This window comes from Lonepinella koalarum, from assembly GCF_004565475.1.
Classification (GTDB): domain Bacteria; phylum Pseudomonadota; class Gammaproteobacteria; order Enterobacterales; family Pasteurellaceae; genus Lonepinella; species Lonepinella koalarum.
The window spans coordinates 1-24,163 of sequence record NZ_SRHX01000007.1 but is presented as its reverse complement, the minus strand read 5'-3'; the positions used below and the strand labels follow the sequence as shown (position 1 = coordinate 24,163).

Annotated in this window: 16 protein-coding genes and 2 riboswitches; of the genes, 9 read left to right on the top strand and 7 right to left on the bottom strand. The window is 39.8% G+C overall.

Annotation, left to right across the window (positions count from 1 at the left end; translation table 11 throughout):
- Positions 1-51: 51 nt before the first annotated feature.
- A riboswitch (TPP riboswitch) is annotated at positions 52-167 on the bottom strand.
- Between the two features lie 39 nt (positions 168-206).
- Positions 207-1,094, bottom strand: a complete 888-nt coding sequence (gene rarD, locus E0709_RS09160; protein ID WP_132301076.1) for an EamA family transporter RarD — start codon at positions 1,092-1,094, stop codon at positions 207-209.
- Positions 1,095-1,114: 20 nt separating this feature from the next.
- Positions 1,115-3,313, bottom strand: a complete 2,199-nt coding sequence (uvrD, locus tag E0709_RS09155) for a DNA helicase II (protein WP_132300497.1) — start codon at positions 3,311-3,313, stop codon at positions 1,115-1,117.
- A gap of 118 nt (positions 3,314-3,431) precedes the next feature.
- A riboswitch (TPP riboswitch) is annotated at positions 3,432-3,574 on the top strand.
- A 90-nt stretch (positions 3,575-3,664) separates the two neighbouring features.
- Here uvrD and E0709_RS09150 point away from each other — a divergent pair.
- Positions 3,665-4,735, top strand: coding sequence for an ABC transporter substrate-binding protein (locus E0709_RS09150; RefSeq protein ID WP_132300499.1), 1,071 nt, complete (start codon positions 3,665-3,667; stop codon positions 4,733-4,735).
- 37 nt (positions 4,736-4,772) lie between these two features.
- Here E0709_RS09150 and fdhD read toward each other — a convergent pair whose 3' ends face one another.
- Positions 4,773-5,603: a formate dehydrogenase accessory sulfurtransferase FdhD gene (gene fdhD / locus E0709_RS09145; protein ID WP_132300501.1), complete on the bottom strand. Its 831-nt coding sequence runs from the start codon at positions 5,601-5,603 to the stop codon at positions 4,773-4,775.
- A gap of 436 nt (positions 5,604-6,039) precedes the next feature.
- On the opposite strand from fdhD, the gene fdnG reads away from it, so the two are divergent.
- From fdnG to hemH, 8 genes are all read left to right on the top strand, one after another.
- Positions 6,040-9,093 carry a formate dehydrogenase-N subunit alpha gene (gene fdnG, locus E0709_RS09135; RefSeq protein WP_165867203.1) on the top strand — a complete coding sequence of 1,018 codons (3,054 nt, stop codon included), beginning with the start codon at positions 6,040-6,042 and terminating at the stop codon, positions 9,091-9,093.
- An 8-nt stretch (positions 9,094-9,101) separates the two neighbouring features.
- Entirely contained in the window at positions 9,102-10,082 is a 981-nt protein-coding gene (gene fdxH / locus E0709_RS09130; protein WP_132300507.1) for a formate dehydrogenase subunit beta, read from the top strand.
- Complete coding sequence (locus E0709_RS09125) at positions 10,082-10,783, top strand: formate dehydrogenase subunit gamma (RefSeq protein ID WP_132300509.1); 702 nt, start codon at positions 10,082-10,084, stop codon at positions 10,781-10,783. Before fdxH ends, E0709_RS09125 begins: the two co-directional genes overlap by 1 nt.
- Before the next feature lie 67 nt (positions 10,784-10,850).
- Entirely contained in the window at positions 10,851-11,750 is a 900-nt protein-coding gene (fdhE, locus tag E0709_RS09120; protein ID WP_132300511.1) for a formate dehydrogenase accessory protein FdhE, read from the top strand.
- Between the two features lie 26 nt (positions 11,751-11,776).
- Positions 11,777-12,592 (top strand): pyridoxal phosphatase, encoded by an 816-nt coding sequence (locus E0709_RS09115; RefSeq protein WP_132300513.1) that lies wholly within the window; start codon positions 11,777-11,779, stop codon positions 12,590-12,592.
- Between the two features lie 223 nt (positions 12,593-12,815).
- Positions 12,816-15,908 carry a D-2-hydroxyglutarate dehydrogenase YdiJ gene (gene ydiJ, locus E0709_RS09110; RefSeq protein ID WP_132300515.1) on the top strand — a complete coding sequence of 1,031 codons (3,093 nt, stop codon included), beginning with the start codon at positions 12,816-12,818 and terminating at the stop codon, positions 15,906-15,908.
- Between the two features lie 7 nt (positions 15,909-15,915).
- Positions 15,916-16,341 carry a hotdog fold thioesterase gene (locus E0709_RS09105; protein ID WP_132300517.1) on the top strand — a complete coding sequence of 142 codons (426 nt, stop codon included), beginning with the start codon at positions 15,916-15,918 and terminating at the stop codon, positions 16,339-16,341.
- Entirely contained in the window at positions 16,334-17,299 is a 966-nt protein-coding gene (gene hemH, locus E0709_RS09100; RefSeq protein ID WP_132300519.1) for a ferrochelatase, read from the top strand. The genes E0709_RS09105 and hemH overlap by 8 nt, the downstream gene beginning before the upstream one ends.
- 37 nt (positions 17,300-17,336) lie before the next feature.
- Here hemH and E0709_RS09095 read toward each other — a convergent pair whose 3' ends face one another.
- From E0709_RS09095 to aceE, 4 genes are all read right to left on the bottom strand, one after another.
- Complete coding sequence (locus tag E0709_RS09095; RefSeq protein WP_132300521.1) at positions 17,337-17,870, bottom strand: NlpC/P60 family protein; 534 nt, start codon at positions 17,868-17,870, stop codon at positions 17,337-17,339.
- Between the two features lie 207 nt (positions 17,871-18,077).
- On the bottom strand, positions 18,078-19,502 hold the full coding sequence (lpdA, locus tag E0709_RS09090) for a dihydrolipoyl dehydrogenase (RefSeq protein ID WP_132300523.1): 1,425 nt from the start codon (positions 19,500-19,502) through the stop codon (positions 18,078-18,080).
- 56 nt (positions 19,503-19,558) lie between these two features.
- Positions 19,559-21,160, bottom strand: coding sequence for a pyruvate dehydrogenase complex dihydrolipoyllysine-residue acetyltransferase (gene aceF / locus E0709_RS09085; RefSeq protein WP_132300525.1), 1,602 nt, complete (start codon positions 21,158-21,160; stop codon positions 19,559-19,561).
- Between the two features lie 70 nt (positions 21,161-21,230).
- A complete protein-coding gene (aceE, locus tag E0709_RS09080; protein ID WP_132300527.1) occupies positions 21,231-23,888 on the bottom strand; it encodes a pyruvate dehydrogenase (acetyl-transferring), homodimeric type in 2,658 nt (885 codons plus the stop codon).
- Between the last annotated feature and the right edge of the window lie 275 nt (positions 23,889-24,163).

Here is a 24,163-nt window from a genome sequence, read left to right as displayed (position 1 = left end):
AAATCCTTTAATATGAATTAAAGGAATTTAAGCAAGGTCAAAGATATAATTTTTTTGACGTTTCTCAAATCCCTACGCTGATATTACTCGGTTCAGGTTCTACGGGTATTTTCTCAGCTTTGTTAAAATTAGCATTAAAATCAACATCAGCACCCCGATGAGAACAATAGTAGTTTAATCTTTTTTAGGATAAATTTGCAACTGAATTATAAAATATTCATCTTTGGTTTTTGCCAGACACGAAAGGATCCATCAAGTACTAATAAAATAATCGCAATAAATAAACAAATCATTAAAAGATAAGAGTCATTTGCTAATCTCTCACCGATTAAGAAAGATACCGTAAACATGGTAACTGGTTCCAAATAGCTTAATAGCCCAAATAAATTCATCGGTAAAGTCTGACTTGCAAGTACATAAACGCCTAACGCTACGGCTCCCACTATACCTAATACCGCTAACCATAAATAAATATTGGAATTTTGCGTTTGAACCCATGCCATATCGACTTGATTGGCAAAATAAAATGAAATCGGTAACAGTAAGATCATTTCGACCACAAAACTGGAGAAATGCAATATATTAAACTGGCGTCGAATCACAAAATAGAGTGGATAACCAAGGCAAGCTAAAATACTTTCCCAATAAAAAGATCCTGAAAGAATAATTTTACTTAATACACCGACAGTCGCAAATAAAATTGCATACGCCTTAATTTTAGAAATCCGTTCTCTATATAAAAAACGTCCAATTAACACCATAATCAATGGCATTAATAAATAGCCCATAGAAACTTCAATGGCTCGATTATTGACTGGTGCCCATAAAAATAACCACATCTGTACTCCCATACTTGCACTGGTGACCAATAGCACGAGTAATAAATACGGTTGATTTTTGAGTTGAACAATAAACTGTAAAAAAACGTTGTGTTGTTTAATCAAATAAAGCAATACAAATAAAAATGGTAATGTAACCAATATTCGCCAACCTAATAACGCTTCTCCAGACATGGGTTGCAAAACTGTAGAAAGGTAATAAATTACGCCAAATAATAATGACGCACTCACTGAAAAGATTACACCTTTAATCATGTATTTCACTTTTATCTGTATTAAACCTGTTCCAACTTCGCCAAATGTGCAATCAACCATTTAATGCCTTGCCCCTGAAAGGCAATTTGTAAGCGAGTATTATTCTCTGCGCCTTCAATATTAATGATCGTACCTTGCCCGAATTTAGCATGTTTAACTTTTTGTCCCTTTCTCCAGCCGCTGTTATTTTGCTCAAAAATACTGCTATTTTGCACCGCACTTTGATCGACTTTTTGTTGGTTATAAGCTCTTGTCACCGTACCTCGCAAGCGGACTGTTTGAATACATTGTTGCGGTAATTCGTTGATAAAACGAGATGGAACATGGCGTTCTTCCGTGTTGTATAAACGGCGACTTTCAGCATAGCAAATAGTTAATTTTTGTTTGGCTCGCGTAATGCCTACATAGGCTAAACGGCGTTCTTCTTGTAAACGATCATCATCAAATAAAGATTGTTTACTTGGGAAAATGCCTTCTTCTACCCCCACCATAAACACGCGAGGAAACTCTAAACCTTTAGCCGAATGTAAAGTCATCATTTGTACACAGGATTGGTGTGGGCTGGCTTGTTCTTCCCCAGCTTCAAGAGATGCATGGGTTAAAAACGCAGTTAAGTCAGACATCTCCTCCGCTTCCGCTGGCTTAATAAATTCTCGAGTAGCAGAAACTAATTCTTCTAAGTTTTCGATCCGTACTTCGCCTTTTTCCCCTTTTTCTTGCTCATACATTTGGTATAACCCTGAATGCTTAATCACAAAATCGGTTTGAACAAATAATGGCATTTCGACAGTTTCTAAGGCAAGAGAATTGACTAATTCTACAAAACGTAATAATGCTGTCACGGCTCGTCCAGCCAGTTTATTATCCGTAATGGCGACTTGTGTGGCTTGCCATAAGGTAATTTGACGTTCGCGCGTCAATTGACGTAAAGTTTCTAGCGTGCGTTCTCCAATACCACGAGCGGGGGTATTAATTACTCGCTCAAATGCCGCGTCATCATGACGATTATTCACTAATCGCAAATAGGCTAACGCATCTTTAATTTCTTGTCGTTCAAAGAATCGCATGCCTCCATAAATACGATAAGGAATATCAGATCGAATTAGCGCTTCTTCCAACACCCGAGACTGGCTATTACTACGATACAGCACCGCACAATCATGCAATTGTCCACCATTTTCTAACCATATTTTAATTTGTGATGTCACAAATAGCGCTTCGTCTAGCTCATTAAATGCGGCATAAATGCCAACAGGTTCACCTTGTTCACCGCTGGTCCACAAATTTTTACCTAACCGATTGGCATTATTGGCAATTAACTGATTAGCAGATTGTAAAATATTGCCGGTAGAACGATAATTTTGTTCTAGTCGAATGGTTTGAACTTGGCTAAAATCTTGACTAAAACGTTGAATATTTTCAATTTGAGCACCACGCCAACCGTAAATAGACTGGTCATCATCGCCCACAATCATCACGTTACCTGTTTTACCCGCTAACAATTTGATCCAAGCATATTGAATAGTGTTAGTATCTTGAAATTCATCCACTAGAATTTGACTAAAACGACGTTGATAACTTTGTAAAATTAACGGATTTTTAGCAAATAATTCATAGGCTCGCAATAAGATTTCGGCAAAATCCACTAATCCTGAGCGATCACAAGCTTCTTGATAAATCTGATAAATACGTACCCACTCTTTAGTTTCTCGATCATGCATATCATCTATTTGATGGGGGCGTAACCCATCATCTTTCTGTTTATTAATAAACCAACAAGCATGTTTGGGAGGGAAATTTTTATCATCATAATTGTGCAATTTTAATAATCGTTTGACTAAACGAAGCTGATCTTCACTGTCTAAAATTTGAAAATCTTGCGGTAATTTGGCATCGGCATAATGAGAACGCAGCAAACGATGAGCGATGCTATGAAATGTGCCAACCCACATTGAAAATAAATGTTGTTGAGAATGTTGAGCTAGCGTAGCTTGAATCCGTTGACGCATTTCTGTTGCCGCTTTATTGGTAAAGGTTACTGCCATGATACTTCCTTCGGAAATACCTTCCACCGCAACCAACCATGCAATACGATGCGTAAGTACTCGTGTTTTTCCACTGCCCGCCCCAGCGAGTACAAGATAATTGCCTAATTTGGCTGCCACTGCATCACGTTGTTTATCATTTAAGCCATCAAGTAATTCTGAAATATCTGCCATAATTATTCATTTAATCTGTTTTTATTTACAGTGAATTATAGCTATTTTTGAGACGTAAAACAATGAGAATTTTAACTATCCTGTTATTTACAAATGAAACATTACGTATTATAGTGCATTACGTTAGTCGGGGTGCCGTTCAGAAGACAGATGACAGATGACAGATGACAGAAAGTTAATGTCGGATGAAAAAACGGCTGAGAAAATACCCGTGAACCTGATACAGTTAACGCTGACGTAGGAAACTAACGGAAGAAAAAATTAACCTGAATTAGTTTTTCCTTTTCTGTTTAATATACATTCCTTTTAGGTGTTAGCTTATTTTACTCATCAAATATAAGGAATAAGTTAATGAAAAACCACTTTAAATCTAATCTATTCACTCTCACTAAAAAGCATAAAACTTCGCTAAAAATCACCGCACTTTGTGGTATATTAGGGACATTATTTAGCCTAAATGCTTTCGCAGACGGAAAATTAACCGTTTATTGTAGCGTACAGAATACGACCTGTGAAAAAGTGACTCAGACGTTCTCAAAAAAATATAACGTGGAAACCCAATTTGTACGTAATAGCACTGGTACAATTCTTGGCAAAATTAAAGCAGAACACAATAATCCTCAAGCAGACGTTTGGTACGGCGGCACATTGGAACCCCATTTACAAGCCGCCGATCAAGGTTTACTAGCATCCTATCGTTCCCCCTTACAAAAAGAAATCATGCCAAGATTTAATCAACTAATGCAACAGCGTGGTGATTTTATTTCAATCATTTATTTAATGGAATTAAGTATTGGGATAAATACCGAAAAATTAGCCAAACTGGGGAGCACTGAACCTCAGTGTTTTAACGATTTACTTGATCCTGTTTTTAAAGATCAAGTGCAATATGCCGATCCTAGAGTATCTGGCACCGGTTACTCTTTCCTAACGACATTAGTACAACTTTGGGGAGAGGAAAAAGCTTTTGATTATTTCAAAAAACTCCACGGCAATGTGTCACAATATGCTAAAAGTGGATTAGCCACCGCCAATTTATCCACAGGAGAAGTGGCAGTGGATGTCAGTTTTATGCATAGTTATGTCAGAGAAAAAGATAAGGGAGCGCCGGTAAAAGGAATTTTGCCTTGTGAGGGTATTGGCTATACTTTAGGGGCTGCCAGTATTATTAAAGGGGCGCGTAATTTAGATAATGCGAAATTATTTATTGATTATGTGTTAAGCAAAGAAGCACAAGAAATTCCTTGGCGAGAAGCAGATTCCTATCAGCTCCCAACCAATATCTACGCTCAGCCATCGCCAAAAGCCAGTGATCCAACAAAATTAAAATTAATTGATATTGATTTTATTCGCTTCGGTTCAAATGAAGAAAGTAAACGGTTATTAGAAAAATGGTTTGAAGCCACTAAAGCCGATAATTAACATTAGGTTAGCCTGTTTTAAAAGGGATTTAAACAGGCTAAAACTCGCCTAAAATTAACCGCACTTCGCCACTATAAATTGTCGCTCGCCCTGTTCGTGCAAAACCGATCAGAGTAAGATCACAATCTTCAGCCATTTTCACCGCAAGATCAGTGCTAGCAGAAATCGCTATCAGCATTTCGATGCCACAAGTTACGGTTTTTTGTACCATTTCATAGCTGGCTCGACTGGTTACTAACACCAAACCTTGTGGTTTACCCGCCTTGGCGTGCCAGCCTAGCAATTTATCCAATGCAACATGTCGCCCCACATCTTCCCGAATAGCCAGCAAATTACCCTGTGGATCAAAAAAAGCCGCTGCATGAGTTGAGCCTGTTTGTTGTCCGAGAATTTGAGCGGTGTGAATTTTTTCTAGACAATCATCAAGGTGGTTTAAATGAAAGGTCAAAGTGCGGTGTAATTTCGCCAATTTTTTGCTGACTTGGCTTAATTGCTCCGAACCACAAATCCCACACCCTGTTCTGCCAGTCAATGTGCGGCGAAGTTCTTTTAACCGTACAAAACAGCGGGTCGCCAGTTCAATTTGCACTTCAATACCTTGGCAACTGACAATAATGTCAATGCCATAAATATCACTTGGTTGATCAATAATACCTTCGGTTAAAGAAAAGCCATAAGCAAAATCTTCAAGCTCCGTTGGGGTACACATCATCACAGTATGAGAAATACCGTTATAGACTAAAGCGACGGGGGTTTCTAGGGCTAAACAATCCACCTGTTGTCGAATATCCAGTTGTTGAATTGGGGATTTTTTAACCGTATTAATGGTACGTTTTTGGTATGGGAGAAATGAAAACGTTTGCGACATATTGCGTATCCATCGGCAAATTGAGTTGGGGGAATTTTACCGTTTAATGCTTTAAACTGCAAATTGTGACATAAGCTGAAAATTGCCTAATACTCACATACAATGTTAGGAATGTAACGCCACACCGTGACTAGACGATACAAGATGCGGAGCATCGTTACCATGCCTAGCCCTGTATGTCAGCACAGGTCATGGTAATTTAATTGATAACTATTCTTATTTCATTGATTTATTAGAGAATTTAATTTGTTTTTTTGTGATCTATATCAAAATAATTTTCTTGTATAAGGTAGATTTAGCCCTTTGATTATTGTATTCTATACACCGATTTTTAACTTTTTATTAACAATCAAAGGCAATAAATCATTTTATAATATCTCTATAACTTAACCTATTTTCTACCTATATTTCCAAATTTCTTGGATAAGGATTATCTATGCAGATCTCAAGACGTAAGTTCTTTAAAGTCTGTGCAGGTGGTATGGCTGGGACTTCTGTGGCGGCGTTGGGCTTGATGCCTGCGACTGCGATGGCAGCGCCTCGCGAATATAAACTTTTGCGTGCAAAAGAAACACGCCAAACCTGTACTTATTGTGCGGTCGGCTGTGGGATGTTGATGTACAGTCTGGGTGACGGTGCAATGAACTCTCGTGGCAAACTGACCCATGTTGAAGGTGACCCTGACCATCCTGTTAGTCGCGGTGCATTGTGTCCGAAAGGGGCAGGTGTATTAGACTATGTCAACAGTCCAAATCGCTTACAATACCCTGAATATCGAGCCCCAGGTTCTGACAAATGGGAACGCCTTTCTTGGCACGATGCCATTCATAAAGTTGCTCGTTTATTAAAAGATGACCGTGATGCCAACTGGGAATCGGTCAACGAAGCAGGGACACCTGTGAATCGTTGGACCACCACGGGCATGTTAGCCGCTTCGGCTGCCAGCAATGAAACCTGTTTAATGACCCATAAATTTGGGCGTGCCTTGGGGATGCTGGTATTAGACAACCAAGCGAGTACCTGACACGGACCAACGGTAGCAAGTCTTGCTCCAACATTTGGTCGCGGTGCCATGACAAATCACTGGGTTGATATTAAAAATGCCGATGTCATTATCGTAATGGGCGGTAACGCTGCTGAAGCTCACCCTGTGGGTTTCCGTTGGGTTATTGAAGCCAAAAAACACAATAAAGCCAAATTAATGGTGGTCGATCCTCGCTTTAACCGTACTGCTGCGGTGGCGGATTTTTATACGCCTATTCGTTCTGGTACGGATATTACATTATTATTAGGTGTGATTAAATATTTGTTAGATCACGATAAAATTCAACACGAATATGTTAAACATTATACCAATGCCAGTTTCTTAATTAACGATGGCTTTGGATTTGAAGATGGTTTATTCACGGGCTATGATGAAGAGAAACGGAGCTATGATAAATCCACTTGGTCCTATCAATTAGATGAAAACGGTCAGCCAAAACGGGATATGACGTTGCAACATCCACGTTGTGTGATCAATTTATTGAAAAAACATGTGGAGCGTTACACCCCTGAAATGGTGGAACGCATTTGTGGTACGAAACAAAAAGCCTTCTATGAATTTGCCGAAAGCATTGCTTCCACTGCTGCCCCTGATCGTGCGGCTTCTTTCTTGTATGCCTTAGGTTGGACACAACACACCGTGGGTACACAAAATATTCGTTCTATGGCAATGATTCAATTGTTATTAGGCAATATTGGCGTATCTGGCGGTGGCGTGAATGCTTTGCGTGGACACTCGAATGTTCAGGGTTCAACGGATATGGGCTTGTTCCCGACTATGTTGCCGGGCTATATTCCGTTGCCAACGGAAAATGATGTGAGCCTTGAGGCGTTTTTAAATCGCATTACGCCGAAAACCACCATTGAAGGGCAAACTAACTATTGGCAAAATACCCCGAAATTTATGGTGAGTATGTTGAAAGCCTTTTATGGTGAAAATGCCACTAAAGACAATGAATTTGGCTACCATAATTTGCCGAAACAATACAAAACCAAGCTCGATCATTTGCAATTTATTGATTTAATGGATCAAGGCAAAATCAACGGTTATATCTGTCAAGGCTATAATCCGCTCGCCTCTTATCCTGATAAAAATAAAATTGCAAGTGCGTTGAAAAAATTGAAATTTTTGATTATCTGCGATCCACTCGCTACCGATACTTCTGAATTTTGGAATTATCATGGTGAATTTAATGATGTCAATCCTGCAGATATTCAAACGGAAGTGATCCGTTTGCCGACGATTTGTTTTGCCGAAGAAGATGGCTCAATTGCAAACTCTGCCCGTTGGTTACAATGGCACTGGAAAGCGGCTGAACCACCGAAAGAAGCCAAACCAGATGTGGATATTATGTCAGAAATCCGTGAAGTGATGCTAGAAATGTATCATAAAGAAGGTGGTCCTTCCATTGATACTATTGAAGCCATGACATGGAATTATGCTAATCCACTTGAGCCAAGAGCGGAAGAATTAGCCAAAGAAAGCAATGGTTACGCCTTAGAAGATCTCTATGATGCACAAGGCAATTTGATTGCGAAAAAAGGCGAATTGCTGTCTAGTTTTGCTCAGTTGCGTGATGACGGTTCAACCTCCTCTGCTATTTGGATTTATACAGGGCAATGGACGGAAAAAGGCAATATGATGGCGAATCGAGATAATAGCGATCCGTCAGGTTTAGGTAATACGCTCGGTTGGACATTTGCTTGGCCAATGAACCGCCGTATTGTGTATAACCGTGCATCAGCAGATTTATCTGGTAAACCTTGGAATCCAAAACGTCAGCTAGTGAAATGGAACGGCAAAAACTGGAACTATGTGGATATTGCCGACTTTGGCACTGCTCCACCAAATAGCAATGTGTCGCCGTTTATTATGCAACCAGAGGGCGTAAGCCGTTTATTCTCTTTGGATAAAATTGTGGAAGGTCCATTCCCAGAGCATTATGAACCCATTGAAACGCCAATTGGTACGAATCCATTGCATCCTAATGTGATTTCAAACCCTGTGGCTCGGATTTTGGAAAATGATAAAGCAAGTTTCGGACATTCTGATGAATTTCCTTATGTGGGAACGACTTATCGCTTAACAGAGCATTTCCACTTCTGGACCAAACAAGCCATGTTAAATATGATTGCTCAACCCGAGCCATTTGTGGAAATCAGCGAAGACTTGGCTACAGAAAAAGGCTTGAAACAAGGCGATACCGTCAAAGTGAGTTCCAAACGGGGCTTTATTAAAACCAAAGTGGTGGTCACCAAACGGGTGAAATCCCTTGAGGTAGACGGCAAGAAAATCCACACTGTCGGTATTCCGATTCATGGTGGATTCTCTACAGTAGGTAAAAAATCTTACCTTATCAATACGTTAACCAGCCGTGTGGGCGATGCTAATACGCAAACGCCTGAATATAAAACGTTCCTTGTGAACATTGAGAAAGTCGCTTAGGAGGTTATATGACAGTACAAGATCAAAACATTGTTAAAAGCTCTGCGACATCTTTTGTCACCCCCCCACCACAAGCTCGTTCGCACGTGGTGGAAGTGGCAAAACTGATTGATGTCACGACCTGTATCGGTTGTAAAGCCTGTCAAGTGGGTTGTTCCGAATGGAATGATATTCGTACCGCCCCTCAGGAATGTGTGGGCGTGTATGATAACCCAGTGGATCTTGATGCAGAACAATGGACAGTGATGCGATTCCAAGAAGTGGAAGAAAACGACCGCTTGGAATGGTTGATCCGTAAAGACGGCTGTATGCATTGCACCGAACCGGGTTGTTTAAAAGCCTGTCCGTCACCGGGGGCGATTATTAAATACGCCAATGGGATTGTGGATTTCCAATCAGATAAATGTATCGGTTGCGGTTATTGTATTGCGGGTTGTCCGTTCAATATTCCACGTATGAACGAAAAAGACCACCGAGTTTATAAATGTACCCTTTGTGTGGATCGGGTCAATGTGGGACAGGAACCTGCTTGTGTGAAAACCTGTCCAACCGGTGCAATCCGTTTTGGTTCAAAAGAAGACATGTTGCATTATGGCGAAGAGCGGGTACAAGAACTTAAATCTCGTGGTTACGAAAATGCAGGCATTTACGATCCTGAGGGCGTTGGTGGTACACACGTTATCTATGTGTTACATCATGCCGATAAACCTGAACTTTATTCAGGTTTGCCAAAAGATCCAAAAGTGGATATGTCCGTTGAACTTTGGAAAGACGTATTAAAACCAGTAGCTGCGGTCGCTATGGGCGGTTTATTACTAGCTGAAGTCGCTCACTATGTGAGTGTAGGTCCAAACGTGGAAGAAGATGTGGAAGATCATTCCGAGCAGTTTGAACGTGAAGATCGTGAAGAAGCGGAACGAAAAGCACAGAAAAAACGCGAAAAAGCAGAGAAAAAAGCAGCCCAAAAAGCTGACAAAGGGGGTAAATAATGAGCGAACAAAAAAAACTCACTGAAATTACGCAAGATACTCGTATTATTCGCCATAAAGCCCCTGCTCGTGTGGCACATTGGTTGTTGGTAATTTGCTTTTTCATCACAGGTCTATCTGGCTTGGCGTTCTTCTTCCCCGATTTTGCGTGGCTAACCTACATTCTGGGTACACCTGCCATCGCTCGTGCGGTGCATCCGTTCACGGGGATTATTATGTTTATTGCTTTTATCATCATGGTATTAACTTACTGGCACCATAACATTCCTGAAAAGAATGATATTCGCTGGCTAAAAGGTACCAAGCAAGTATTACTCGGCAATGAACATGCGGTAGCTTACAATGGTAAATATAATCTTGGACAAAAAATGTTATTCTGGACATTGATTCTCGCTATGTTTACATTATTAATCACAGGACTAATAATGTGGCGACAATATTTCAGTCATCATTTTTCGATTCCCGTAATTCGTATTGCGATTCTACTCCACTCCGCCAGTGCTTTTGCCTTGTTTACTGGAATTATGGTACACATGTATATGGCATTCTGGGTAAAAGGTTCTATCCGTGGCATGGTGGAAGGTTGGGTAACCGTGCGCTGGGCGAAAAAACATCACCCGAAATGGTTTAAAGAAGAAGTATTACCTAAACTTGAAAAAGAAGTGGCAGAAAATACTAAAGCAACTCAAACTACTGAATAAAAAATTCAACAAAAATACTCAAAAGTGCGGTAAAATTAACCGCACTTTTTTATTAAAAGAGAACCCTATGGCAATCCGAATTCTACCTGAAAATGAAATCAAACAAATGGCAAGTTCCTTTCAACAGCCATCCTTATTATTTGCAAATGTGAAAAATCTGTACGAACGCCGAGCAAAACGCTTGCGTGATTTAGCGAAAGATCACCCATTTGCTGATTACCTTGAATTTGTGGCAAAAATTGTAGATACCCAACTGCTCATTTTACAAGAAAATCCACTTATCAAACCCAACGACATCACTTCTGATGTACAGCCATTAAATGTAAAAACTTGGCAACGCAGCTCTCAATGGCGTGATTATTTAACCGCACTATTAAACGAAATCAAACCCTATGCCAATGAACAAATACTTGGCACTATAGATTGGCTAGAAAAAGCATCTACTGATGAATTAGAACAATTAGCCGATAAATTACTGGCTCAAGATTATACCAATGTTGGTAGTGATAAAGCTGTCTTTATTTGGGCGGCACTGTCTCTTTACTGGTTACAACTCACCCAATATCTTTCCCATAATACTCGGCAAGAAAGTAGCGAAGGATTACACTACTGTCCTGTTTGTGGCTCATCACCGGTGGCAAGTATTATTCATTTTGGTACAGAACAAGCATTACGTTATTTGCATTGCGCTTTATGTGAAAGCGAATGGAATGTAGTAAGAGCCAAATGTTCAAACTGTGATCAATCTAAAGCGTTAAATTATTGGTTATTAGATAATGAACAATCTGCTGTACGATCTGAAAGCTGTGGCGAATGCCATAGCTACTTAAAAATTCTCTATCAAGAAAAAGATCCCTATGTAGAACCTGTGGCAGATGATCTTGCCAGTCTTTTTCTTGATATTGAAATGGAAGATAAGGGCTTTGCTCGTAGTGGAGTGAATCCTTTTATGTTTCCTGCAGAATAGTTTCAATTAAAATTAAGGATACACTTATGACATACAAAGTAATCGCATTTGATTTAGACGGTACACTACTCAATGGTAAAGGACAAATTTTAGACAGTAGTAAACAGGCTATTGCTGATGCTCGTGCGAAAGGTATTAAAGTAGTGATTGTAACAGGTCGCCATCATACTGCGGTAAAACCTTACTACCACGAATTGCAATTAGATACACCGATTGTGTGTTGTAATGGCACTTATATTTACCATCCTACAACCGACAAAGTGGAATTAGCTAATCCGCTTTCAGCCAACCAATGTGAAACCGTATTGAAAATTGCGGAAAAATATCAGTTAGATTTATTGATGTATAGTCGTAATACGATGAATTATGAGAAACTTAATGCGCATATGACAAAATTCACCCAATGGGTTGCCAGCTGCCCTGAAAATGTTCGTCCTGATGTGCGTCAAGTGAGCAATTTTGAAGAAATTTTCCATAATCCAAATGAGCAAATTTGGAAATTTGTGATTAGCTCGCAGAATCGCCAAGATATGGAAAGTGCGGTGGAAAACCTACCCGTTTCTGAATTTAGTTGCGAATGGTCGTGGATCGATCGCGTAGATATTGCCAACAATGGCAATAGTAAAGGTGGCAAACTATTAGACTTACTCAAACAATGGCAAGTTGAGCCACAAGAGGTTATCGCATTTGGTGATAATCATAATGATACTAGCATGCTGACTGCAGTAGGTTATGGCGTAGCGATGGGAAATGCAGAACAAGAAGTCAAAGATCAAGCAAAGTTTATCACTACCGACAATAATACAAACGGAATTGCAGAAGTCTTAGCACATTTACTTTAATTATTAAAATAATTTTATCAATTCTATGTAACAAAGAAAAATTTGGTAAAAAGTTCATTGTATTACCTAATCCTACTAATCCTAATTATAGCGACTGGGAAGGTGAAAAAAATGATGGCACAAGGCTTAAAACTTGTGCCATTATTATAAAACTTATGCTTTTCTATTCCGTCTAATATGCTAAAATCCTGTCTGTTTACTTTTTATTTTACTCGAGTGATTTATGCTACCCCGTTTGAAAGATGTTCCTCAACTTAATCCCCTTGTTATTGATTATTTAAAGGATTTACAACTGCAATCCTTTGAAGGTGACATTGTATCTAATTACGCTGATCGATTAAGCCTTGCCACCGATAATAGTGTTTATCAGCTTTTACCACAAGGCATTTTATTTCCAAAATCGGTAGCAGATGTAGTACGTTTAACTAAGTTAGCCCAACAAGAAAAATATCAATCTCTGACTTTTACACCGAGAGGAGGAGGAACGGGGACAAATGGTCAATCGCTTAATAATAATCTGATTGTCGATCTCTCTCGCTATATGACCGGTATTTTAGAACTCAACGTAGAACAACGTTGGGTGCGTGTGCAAGCGGGTGTAGTGAAAGATCAGCTTAATCAATATCTTAAACCTTATGGTTTATTTTTTTCCCCTGAACTCTCCACCAGCAACCGTGCCACGCTAGGCGGTATGATTAACACCGATGCCTCAGGGCAGGGATCTCTGCAATATGGTAAAACTTCCGATCATGTTTTGGGGTTGCGTGCGGTGTTGATAAATGGTGAAATTTTAGACACAAGTGCGGTGAAAACAGACGGATTTTTGGATAATTTACCTGACAATCTGTCCGCTCAAGGTCGCCTGCTACATCAGGAAATTTTTAGCCGTTGCCATGACAAACGCCAAACCATTATGCAGGATCTACCGCAACTTAACCGTTTTCTCACAGGTTATGATCTCAAAAATGTGTTTAATCAAGACGAAAGTGAATTTAATCTCACCCGAATTTTAACCGGATCGGAAGGGTCGCTGGCGTTTATCTGCGAAGCTGTATTAGATTTAACCCCAATTCCTCAATATCGCACACTAATTAATGTAAAATATCGTTCCTTTAATTCCGCATTGCGTAATGCCCCCTTTATGGTAAAAGCCAATGCGTTGTCAGTAGAAACGGTGGACAGTAAAGTATTAGGTTTGGCAAAAGAAGATATTGTGTGGCATTCAGTCAAAGATTTGCTGACAGAAAACAAAGATAATCCGATTTTAGGCTTGAATATTGTCGAATATGCTGGCGATCATCAAGCAAAAATTCAGCAATTTGTCACCGCACTTTGTAAACAATTAGATCATAAAATCGCCCATCAGGAAGATGATATTATCGGTTATCAAGTGACCAACGATTTGGCTTCTATTGAACGAATTTATGCGATGCGAAAAAAAGCAGTCGGGCTTTTAGGCAATGCTAAAGGTTGGGCGAAACCCCTTCCTTTCGTAGAAGATACTTGTGTGCCTCCTGAAAATTTAGCTGATTATATTTTAGAATTTCGAGCATTGCTCGACAGTCATAATCTACAATATGGTATGTTCGGACACGTTGATGCAGGTGTATTGCACGTTCGCCCAGCGTTAGATTTAACCGATAAAGCACAAGTTAAATTATTCAAAGAAATTTCTGATAAAGTTGCCAATCTGACCAGAAAATACGGTGGTTTAATTTGGGGCGAACACGGTAAGGGTATTCGTTCTTATTATGGTGAGAAATTTTTCACGCCTGAACTTTGGCAAGAATTACGCTATGTGAAACATTTATTTGATCCACAAAATCGTTTAAATCCGGGGAAAATCTGTACACCGTTGGGTTCTCAAGACAAGCTTTATGGTTTGCTGTCACCAATGCGCGCTGATCAGGATCGTCAAATTCCGATTAAAATGCGGGAAGAATTTTCAGGTGCAATGAATTGCAATGGTAATGGTTTGTGCTTTAATTTTGATGTGCATAGTATTATGTGTCCGTCCATGAAAGTGAGCAAAAATCGTATATTCTCACCGAAAGGGCGTGCCGCCATGATACGTGAATGGCTACGTTTAATGGCAAATGAACAGGTACAACCTGAGCAATTAGATTTCAAAAAATCGCATATCAAACTATCTGAATTTGTGCAAAAAATTCGCCATACGTTCAAGCAAAAGCAGGAATACGATTTTTCCCATGAAGTAAAATTTTCGATGGATAACTGTTTAGCTTGTAAGGCCTGTGCCAGCCAATGCCCAATTAAAATTGACGTGCCAAGTTTCCGAGCTAAATTTTTCTATTTTTATCATCAACGCTATTTGCGTCCACCGAAAGATTATGTGGTAGCAAATTTAGAAGTGGTTGCTCCTTATATGGCAAAAGTACCACGGTTTTTTAATTTTTTCACTAAGTTAAAACCCGTGCAAACCATGGTGGAAAAAACCTTAGGAATGACTGATTTGCCGTTGCTCTCGCAACCGAATTTACAGCAGCAATTAGTCGAAATCGGTTATCAAGGACAATCACTCGAACAGCTTGAAAGCCTGTCTGAAGCAGATAAAACCAATCTGGTGTTAATTGTGCAAGATCCTTATACGTCCTACTATGATGCCAAAGTAGTTCGTGATTTTGTCGCACTTTGCCAAAAACTCGGCTATCAAGCGGTATTATTGCCGTTTAAACCGAACGGCAAGGCTCAACATATTAAAGGTTTTTTAGGGCAATTTGCTCGCACGGCAAAAAATCAAGCGGAAATGTTAAACCGAATGGCAAAATTAGGTGCGCCGTTGGTAGGCGTGGATCCTGCTATTGTATTGTCTTATCGTGATGAATATAAAGAAGTGTTAGGCAAAGAAAGGGGCGATTTTCAGGTGATTACCGCTCACGAATGGTTGTGTTCCCAATTAACTTCTCCGTTAATAGAAACCGCGCTGAAAAACTTAAAAAATTCTCACCGCAGTTTAAATGAGCCAAAAGAAAGCTGGCACTTATTCCCACATTGTACGGAAACCACATTTATGCCAACTAGCCCACAACAATGGCAACAAATTTTCGCGACATTTGGCGAAACCTTGCAAATTCAAAATGTGGGTTGTTGTGGCATGGCTGGCGTATTTGGTCATGATGTGAAGAATCAAACTATGTCAAAAGAAATTTATGATGTTTCTTGGGCGGTCAAACTCCAAAACAAAAACCCTGAACACTGTTTGGCAACGGGATATTCTTGTCGTAGCCAAGTCAATCGTTTTGAACAATTTAAACCCAAACACCCAGTTCAGGCTTTATTAACTTTATTTAAGTAGGCGTATTATGCAAATTTGGAAACGAGAATTTACACTTGATGATTTAAATCAAGCTTGTATCGGTTGTGCAGTACAACATTTAGGTATTCAATTTAGTGTTAAAGGTGATGACTGGTTAGAAGCCACCATGCCTGTTAACGAAAAAACCATGCAACCAGTAGGTATTTTGCATGGTGGCATTTCTGCCGCATTGGCGGAAACGGTGGGATCTGCAGCGGGGCATTGTTGCACCGAAAATAATCAAGCCGTAGTCGGGGCAGAAATTAATGCCAGTCATTTACGCCCTGTGTATAAAGGTGAAACTGTAACTGCTCGAGCAACGGCAGTGAAAATCGGTCGTACCTTGCATATTTGGCAAATTGACATTCGCAATGAAGAACATAAACTTTGCTGTGTTTCTCGCTTAACCCTTTCGGTGATTAATCATGAATAAAAAAATAGGGGTTATTTTAGCCAATTTAGGTACACCAGATGCCCCAACACCACAGGCAATTAAACCCTATTTACGTCAATTTTTAAGCGATCCAAGAGTGGTCGATTTACCAAAATGGCGATGGCTACCATTATTAGATTTTATTATTTTACCTAAACGTTCAAAACATATTGCTAAAACCTATCAATCGATTTGGACAAAACAAGGATCACCTTTACTGGCAATCAGTAAACAGCAGCAACAGGCATTACAAAACTATTTTAATCATCAAAATCAAAATGTGATGGTTGAACTAGGCATGACTTATGGCAATCCGAGTATGCAGACAGCAGTGCAAAAATTAACAGATCTGCAAGTAGAAAAAATCATTGTACTCCCCCTTTATCCACAATATAGTAGCACCACCACAGCTCCCGTATTCGATGCCTTTGCCAATGCGTTAAAAGCACAACGAAATATCGTACCGTTTGAATTTATCCATTCTTATCATTTAGATCAACGATATATTAATGCATTGGTTAATTCTATTAAAACTAAAATGCGAGATGATGAATTTTTACTGTTTTCCTATCACGGTATTCCTGTGCGTTATGAAAATTTAGGTGATTATTATCGTGAGCATTGTCGTCAAACCACGCTCGCAGTCGTGGATAAATTAGGTTTGCTGGAAACCCAATGGACAATGACATTCCAATCGCGTTTTGGCAAACAAGAATGGCTACAACCCTATACGGATAAATTTATGCAAAAAGCAGCCCCAAAAGGTATTGAAAAATTAGCGGTCATTTGTCCGGGATTTTCTACTGATTGTTTGGAAACCTTAGAAGAAATTGATGAAGAAAATCGGGCATATTTCTTGCAAAATGGGGGAAAAAGTTATCAGTATATTCCTGCGTTAAATGCCACACAGGAACATATTGAAATGATGGCAAAGTTAGTTATAGATAAAGTAAATTAGAATTAATTATAATGAGCCTAAAAAGTATAACGATTTTCTACAACACGCGGCGAGATTGTGTATAAGTTCTCGCCCAGTAGGCTTCACTTAACGAGCTAATCGTCACCCCTTGACTGGAGCTAGAATGCATAAATTGTCCATTCCCTATATAAACCCCCACATGACGGTTTTTACGGAAAAATACTAAATCACCTTGCTTCAATTCACTTTTCTGAATACGTTGACCTAAACGTTGCTGTTCCGATGTTGAACGTGGCAAACTCATACCAAAAGCAGCGGCAAAGGTTTCTTGCATAAAAGCAGAGCAATCAATCCCACGAGAACTTGTTCCTCCCATACGATAACGTGTTCCAGCCCATTGATTATAAACTAGCGCTAAATCTTTATTTAGACCAGAAGCATGAGATGAACTTTGCGACATGCTGAGACTTGGTTTGTTGGTTCTCAGACCATTCATCGAAGTTGTCAGTTGATCATTATTTTGTTGACTAACTACACCAGCCTGTCTTGATGTATTTGAGCAAGCCGCGAGAACGGTAACACTTGCTATAATTAAAATCTTTTTTAACATTATTATTATTTATTTAAAATCAAAAACGTTCTGATACTAACCTATTACAAAGATGATTTCCAGTTTTTATTCAATATTTATGCAAATTTTATATTAGCTCTTTCCTTTTTATGCAATTTATTCATTAAATAAAAAAGAAAAATCTAAAAAAATCACCGCACTTTAAAAGTGCGGTGCATATTTCTATTATTCTTACAACGAAGAAAATTATTTTTTCTTCGCTTTAGCATTTGGTAAGTCTGTAATTGACCCCTCAAATACTTCTGCCGCTAACCCGACAGATTCATGTAAGGTTGGGTGAGCATGAATGGTTAATGCAATATCTTCTGCATCACAACCCATTTCAATGGCTAAGCCGATTTCACCTAATAATTCACCGGCATTTGTACCAACAATTGCACCACCTAAAATACGATGAGTTTCTTTATCGAAAATGAGTTTCGTCATCCCTTCTGAACAATCAGATGCAATGGCACGACCTGATGCCGCCCAAGGGAAGTTCGCCACTTCATATTTAAGGTTTTCGGCCTTACATTCTTTTTCTGTTTTACCCACCCAAGCGACTTCTGGCTCAGTATAAGCAATGGATGGAATCACTTTCGGATCAAAATAATGTTTTTTGCCTGCAATCACTTCTGCCGCCACATGACCTTCGTGTACCCCTTTATGTGCCAACATTGGTTGACCCACAATATCACCAATAGCATAAATATGTGGTACGTTGGTACGCATTTGTTTATCAGTACGAATAAAACCACGTTCATCCACTTCAACCCCTGCTAAATGCGCATCAATCAATTTGCCATTTGGTGTACGGCCAATTGCGACTAACACTGCGTCATAAACACGAGTTTCACTACCTGATTTGCCTTCCATAGAAACATGAATGCCATCATCTTTGGCTTCTACCGCAGTGACTTTAGTTTCCAGCAATAAGGTGAATTTTTTCTCAATTTGTTTGGTATAAATCTTAACAATGTCTTTATCAGCTGCTGGAATCACTTGATCGAACATTTCTACTACATCAATTTGTGAACCCAAAGCACTGTAAACAGTACCCATTTCTAAACCGATAATCCCTCCCCCCATGACTAACAAGCGTTTTGGTACTTCACGTAATGCAAGCGCATCGGTTGAATCCCAAACGCGTGGATCTTCATGTGGAATAAAAGGCAATTGAATTGGACGAGAACCCGCCGCAATAATTGCATTATCAAATTTAATTGTGGTTGGATTGCCTTCTCGATCTTTGGCGACTAACGTGTTTAGATCAGTGAATTTAGCTAATCCTTCAACCACGGTCACTTTACGCATTTTTGCCATGCCTGCCAAACCACCGGTTAAACGGCTAATCACACCATCTTTACCCGCACGGACTTGATCCAGATCAATGGTCGGTTCACCAAAAGAAATACCATGATGTTCAACATGTTTGGCATCTTCAATCACCTTAGCGACATGTAGTAATGCCTTAGATGGAATACAACCTACGTTTAAACATACCCCACCGAGCGTTGAATAACGTTCAACTAAGACAGTTTCTAAACCTAAGTCAGCACAACGGAAAGCCGCAGAATAACCCGCTGGACCCGCACCTAAAACGACAACTTGTGTTTTAATTTCTTTACTCATGTGTTCTCCTTGTATAAAAGCGCGGTGAAAAATACCGCACTTTTGTATACCGTTAATTACATTGCCAAACGGCGTAAATCTGCTAATACGCTACCAATAAAACTAATAAATCTCGCTCCATCGGCACCATCAATTACACGGTGATCGAAAGATAATGATAAAGGTAACATCAAGCGTGGGGTAAATTCTTTACCATTCCATACTGGTGCCATGTCAGATTTAGATACGCCTAAAATAGCGACTTCTGGGGCATTCACAATCGGAGCAAAATGGGTAGTTCCCAAACCACCAATACTAGAAATAGTGAAACAACCACCTTGCATATCAGAAGCTGTTAATTTACCTGCTCGTGCTTTTTTCGATACTTCCATTAATTCACGAGAAAGCTCAATAATACCTTTTTTATTCACATCTTTGAACACTGGTACCACTAAGCCATTTGGCGTATCCACTGCCACACCGATATTAACATATTTTTTCAAGGTTAACCGTTGACCATCTTCTGAAATAGAACTGTTGAAACGTGGATAGGCTTCCAATGCTTTAGCAGCCGCTTTCATAATGAATACTACTGGGGTAATTTTCACATCTAATTTTTGTTTTTCCGCTAATTTGTTTTGCTCTTTGCGGAACGCTTCCAAATCAGTGATGTCGGCACGATCGAAGTGGGTAACATGTGGAATCATCACCCAGTTACGATGTAAGTTTGCACCAGAGATCTTGTTGATACGAGTTAATTCAACTTCTTCCACTTCACCAAATTTGCTGAAATCGACTTTCGGCCATGGTAATAAACCTAAACCTGCACCGTTTGCAACACCAGAACTTGCCGCAGCCCCACTTTCAAGGGCAGCAATGGCAGCTTTAACATAGGCTTGCACATCCTCTTTTAAAACACGACCTTTACGACCTGTACCCTTGACTTTATCAAGGTTAACACCGAACTCACGAGCTAAACGACGAACCACTGGAGTTGCATGTGCAAAGGTGGCACTGGCGGTAACCTCTTCTTGGTTGGCAACTGGGGCAGTAGTTGGAGCAGGGGCAGATTCGGCTTTTGGTGATTCGGCTTTTGGTACATCAGCAACCGGAGCAGATTGTGTTTGGGATTGAGCAGGTACAGAATCTGATTCAAATTTCATGATTAATTTGCCAGTAGTCACTTTATCACCCACCGCAATCAAGATCTCTTTCACCACGCCAGCAATTGGTGCGGGTACTTCCATTGAGGCTTTATCGCCCTCGACATTGATAATAGATTGATCTACTTCAACCGCATCACCTACTTTGACCATAATTTCGGTCACATTTACTTCATCAGAACCAATATCTGGCACATTCACATCTACGACAGCAGAGGCTGTTGGTGCAGCAGCTGGTGCTGGTGCAGCTTCAGCTTTTGGTGCTTCGGCAGCTGGAGCAGTACCTGCAGCTTCTAATTCAAGCATTGGCGTACCCGTAGAAACCTTATCGCCGACTTTCACTAAAATCGCTTTTACCACACCGGCCTCAGGTGCGGGTACTTCCATAGAGGCTTTATCGCCCTCAACATTAATAATAGATTGTTCTACCTCAATGGTATCACCCACATTCACCATAACTTCCGTTACTGTGACCTCATCGCTACCAATATCTGGTATTTGAATTTGTTTTGACATGTTAATCTTCCTTATTTGTGCTGAAACTGCGGTGAAAAACTGCGTTATTTTTCACCGCGATTTTCCTTTATTATGCGTATAATGGGTTCACACGTTCTGTTTTTAAACCATATTTTTCAATGGCTTGCTCAACCACTTTCACATCTACTGTGCCGTCTTTAGCTAATTGAGCTAATGCCGCAACGACCACATAATACTCGTTGACTTCAAAGTGTTCACGTAAATTTTCACGACCATCTGAACGACCAAAACCGTCTGTACCTAACACGTGATAATGCTTACTTGGGACATAAGCACGAATTTGCTCTGCATAAAGTTTCATATAGTCAGTGGATGCCACCGTTGGTAAATCAGCTAACACTTGCGCTACATAAGGTACACGTGGGGTTTCGGTTGGGTGTAATAAATTCCAACGTACCGCATCTGCTCCGTCACGCCCCAATTCATTGAATGATGGGGCACTAAAGACATCTGCTGTCACGCCATAGTCATTAGCTAAGATTTGAGCTGCCGTACGCACATGACGCATAATTGCACCAGAACTTAACAATTGAACATGACCTTTGCCTTTACCTTGTACCGTTTCAAATTTATATAAGCCTTTACGGATACCTTCTTCTGCACCGGCTGGCATCGCTGGTTGTTCAGTCACTTCATTTAAGGTGGTGATGTAATAGAATACGTTTTCTTGTTTTTCACCATACATACGGTTAATACCGTCTTGGATAATCACAGCGACTTCAAAGGCAAATGATGGATCATAAGTCACGCAGTTTGGAATCACGCTAGCTTGAATATGGCTATGACCATCTTCATGTTGTAAGCCTTCGCCATTTAAGGTTGTACGACCTGATGTACCGCCGATCATAAAACCACGTGCTAATTGGTCACCTGCTAACCACATCATATCGCCCACGCGTTGGAAACCGAACATAGAATAATACACGAAGAATGGAATCATCGGACGGTTATTCACAGAATAAGATGTTGCCGCCGCAATCCAAGACGCTGTTGCCCCTAATTCGTTAATACCCTCTTGTAATACTTGACCATCAGTCGCTTCACGATAGTACGCCACTAAATCACGATCCGATGGCACATAGTTTTGACCTTCTGGGCTGTAAATACCGATTTGGCGGAATAAACCCTCCATACCAAAGGTACGAGCTTCATCTGCAATAATTGGCACAATAGTTTTGCCGATATTTTTGTCTTTTAATAAGGTGTTTAACACACGGCTAAATGCCATGGTAGTGGAAATGCCACGTGGCTGTTCCTCTAACAATGCTTGGAATTCAGACAAGGCAGGCACTTTATATTCGACATCAAATTTCTGGCGACGAGCTGGTACATAACCATTTAAGGCTTTACGATGGTGGTGCAGATATTCATATTCTTCTGAACCTTCGGCAAATTTAATATATTCTAATTTTTCGACTTGTTCATCGGTTAATGGTAAATGGAAATGGTCACGGAAACCTTTAAGACTGTCTAATGACATTTTTTTAGATTGGTGAGCGGTATTTTTACTTTCTGCTTCTGGAATTTTATAACCTTTCACCAGATGAGATAAAATCACTACTGGTTTATCCGATTTTTGTGCTTTCGCAAAAGCAGCATACATTTTTTCACTATCATGTCCGCCACGACGTAACGCCCAAATTTCATCATCTGTCCAATCAGCTACTAATGCGGCGGTTTCAGGGTAACGACCAAAGAAGTGTTCACGTACATAAGCACCATTCTTTGATTTGAATGTTAGATAATCACCATCAACCACTTCCATCATTAATTGCACTAATTTACCCGAAGTATCTTTAGCGAATAATTTATCCCAGCTGGTACCCCATAATACTTTGATCACCTCCCAACCAGCACCACTAAATAGACCTTCTAATTCTTGTACAATTTTACCATTACCATTTACTGGACCATCTAAGCGTTGTAAGTTACAGCTAATCACAAAAATTAAGTTATCTAATTTTTCACGCGCAGCGACAGTAATGGCCCCTTTAGATTCAATTTCATCCATTTCACCATCGCCTAGAAACGCATAGACTTTTTGGTTAGATGTATCTTTTAGATTACGATTATGTAGATATTTTAAGAAACGTGCGCTATAAATAGCATTGACCGGACCTAATCCCATGGAAACCGTTGAAAATTGCCAAAAGTCAGGCATTAATTTGGGATGTGGATAAGATGAAAGGCCATCGACAAAGGCTTCTTGACGGAAATTATCTAATTGTTCTTCTGTTAAACGACCTTCGACAAAGGCTCGGGCATAAATCCCCGGTGCAGCATGCCCTTGAGAGAAAATTAAGTCACCACCATCTTTGTCTGTGGCCGCTTTAAAAAAATGGTTATAACAAACTTCATACATGGATGCCGCAGATTGGAATGTAGAAATATGACCACCTAAATCCAAATCTTTTTTCTGGCTACGCAATACCATTGCAATAGCATTCCATCGTACGGCAGAACGAATACGGCGTTCAATGTCTTTATTACCTGGATAAGGAGGTTGTTCAGATACTGGAATGGTATTTACGTAAGCTGTTGTTACACCAGCAGATAAAGGCACTGCCTGACTACGTGCGTGTTTCATTATTTGTTCAACAATAAACTGGGCTCGCTCTGTCCCCTCTTCACGGATAAGTGAATCAATAGCCAATAGCCAATCTTGTGTTTCGATTGGATCTACGTCATTCTTTACAATTTCTGACATAGTCTTTTCCTTATTTTGATGTTAATAAAATTATGTTTAGCCCATTGCTAAACGGCGAGTTGATAGCTAAATCTTAAAATAGGTGATTTGCTGATGAGTCACTACTCATTTATTTAAAAAATTTTTATAAATTTTATTAGATTTTTTTATTGACATCCTCCCCGCCCTAAAGGATGGGGATTCCTACTAGCTCCCCCTTTCGGGGGCTACTCTCGGTGGGTTCTTGCTGCTGATCTCTAATGAGATTCACTTCACAAGCTCTACGGGTATGTCCT

Coding starts and splice junctions, on each gene's coding strand:
- rarD (WP_132301076.1), bottom strand. CDS start 1,094: ATGATTAAAGGTGTAATCTTTTCAGTGAGTGCGTCATTATTATTTGGC.
- uvrD (WP_132300497.1), bottom strand. CDS start 3,313: ATGGCAGATATTTCAGAATTACTTGATGGCTTAAATGATAAACAACGT.
- E0709_RS09150 (WP_132300499.1), top strand. CDS start 3,665: ATGAAAAACCACTTTAAATCTAATCTATTCACTCTCACTAAAAAGCAT.
- fdhD (WP_132300501.1), bottom strand. CDS start 5,603: ATGTCGCAAACGTTTTCATTTCTCCCATACCAAAAACGTACCATTAAT.
- fdxH (WP_132300507.1), top strand. CDS start 9,102: ATGACAGTACAAGATCAAAACATTGTTAAAAGCTCTGCGACATCTTTT.
- E0709_RS09125 (WP_132300509.1), top strand. CDS start 10,082: ATGAGCGAACAAAAAAAACTCACTGAAATTACGCAAGATACTCGTATT.
- fdhE (WP_132300511.1), top strand. CDS start 10,851: ATGGCAATCCGAATTCTACCTGAAAATGAAATCAAACAAATGGCAAGT.
- E0709_RS09115 (WP_132300513.1), top strand. CDS start 11,777: ATGACATACAAAGTAATCGCATTTGATTTAGACGGTACACTACTCAAT.
- ydiJ (WP_132300515.1), top strand. CDS start 12,816: ATGCTACCCCGTTTGAAAGATGTTCCTCAACTTAATCCCCTTGTTATT.
- E0709_RS09105 (WP_132300517.1), top strand. CDS start 15,916: ATGCAAATTTGGAAACGAGAATTTACACTTGATGATTTAAATCAAGCT.
- hemH (WP_132300519.1), top strand. CDS start 16,334: ATGAATAAAAAAATAGGGGTTATTTTAGCCAATTTAGGTACACCAGAT.
- E0709_RS09095 (WP_132300521.1), bottom strand. CDS start 17,870: ATGTTAAAAAAGATTTTAATTATAGCAAGTGTTACCGTTCTCGCGGCT.
- lpdA (WP_132300523.1), bottom strand. CDS start 19,502: ATGAGTAAAGAAATTAAAACACAAGTTGTCGTTTTAGGTGCGGGTCCA.
- aceF (WP_132300525.1), bottom strand. CDS start 21,160: ATGTCAAAACAAATTCAAATACCAGATATTGGTAGCGATGAGGTCACA.
- aceE (WP_132300527.1), bottom strand. CDS start 23,888: ATGTCAGAAATTGTAAAGAATGACGTAGATCCAATCGAAACACAAGAT.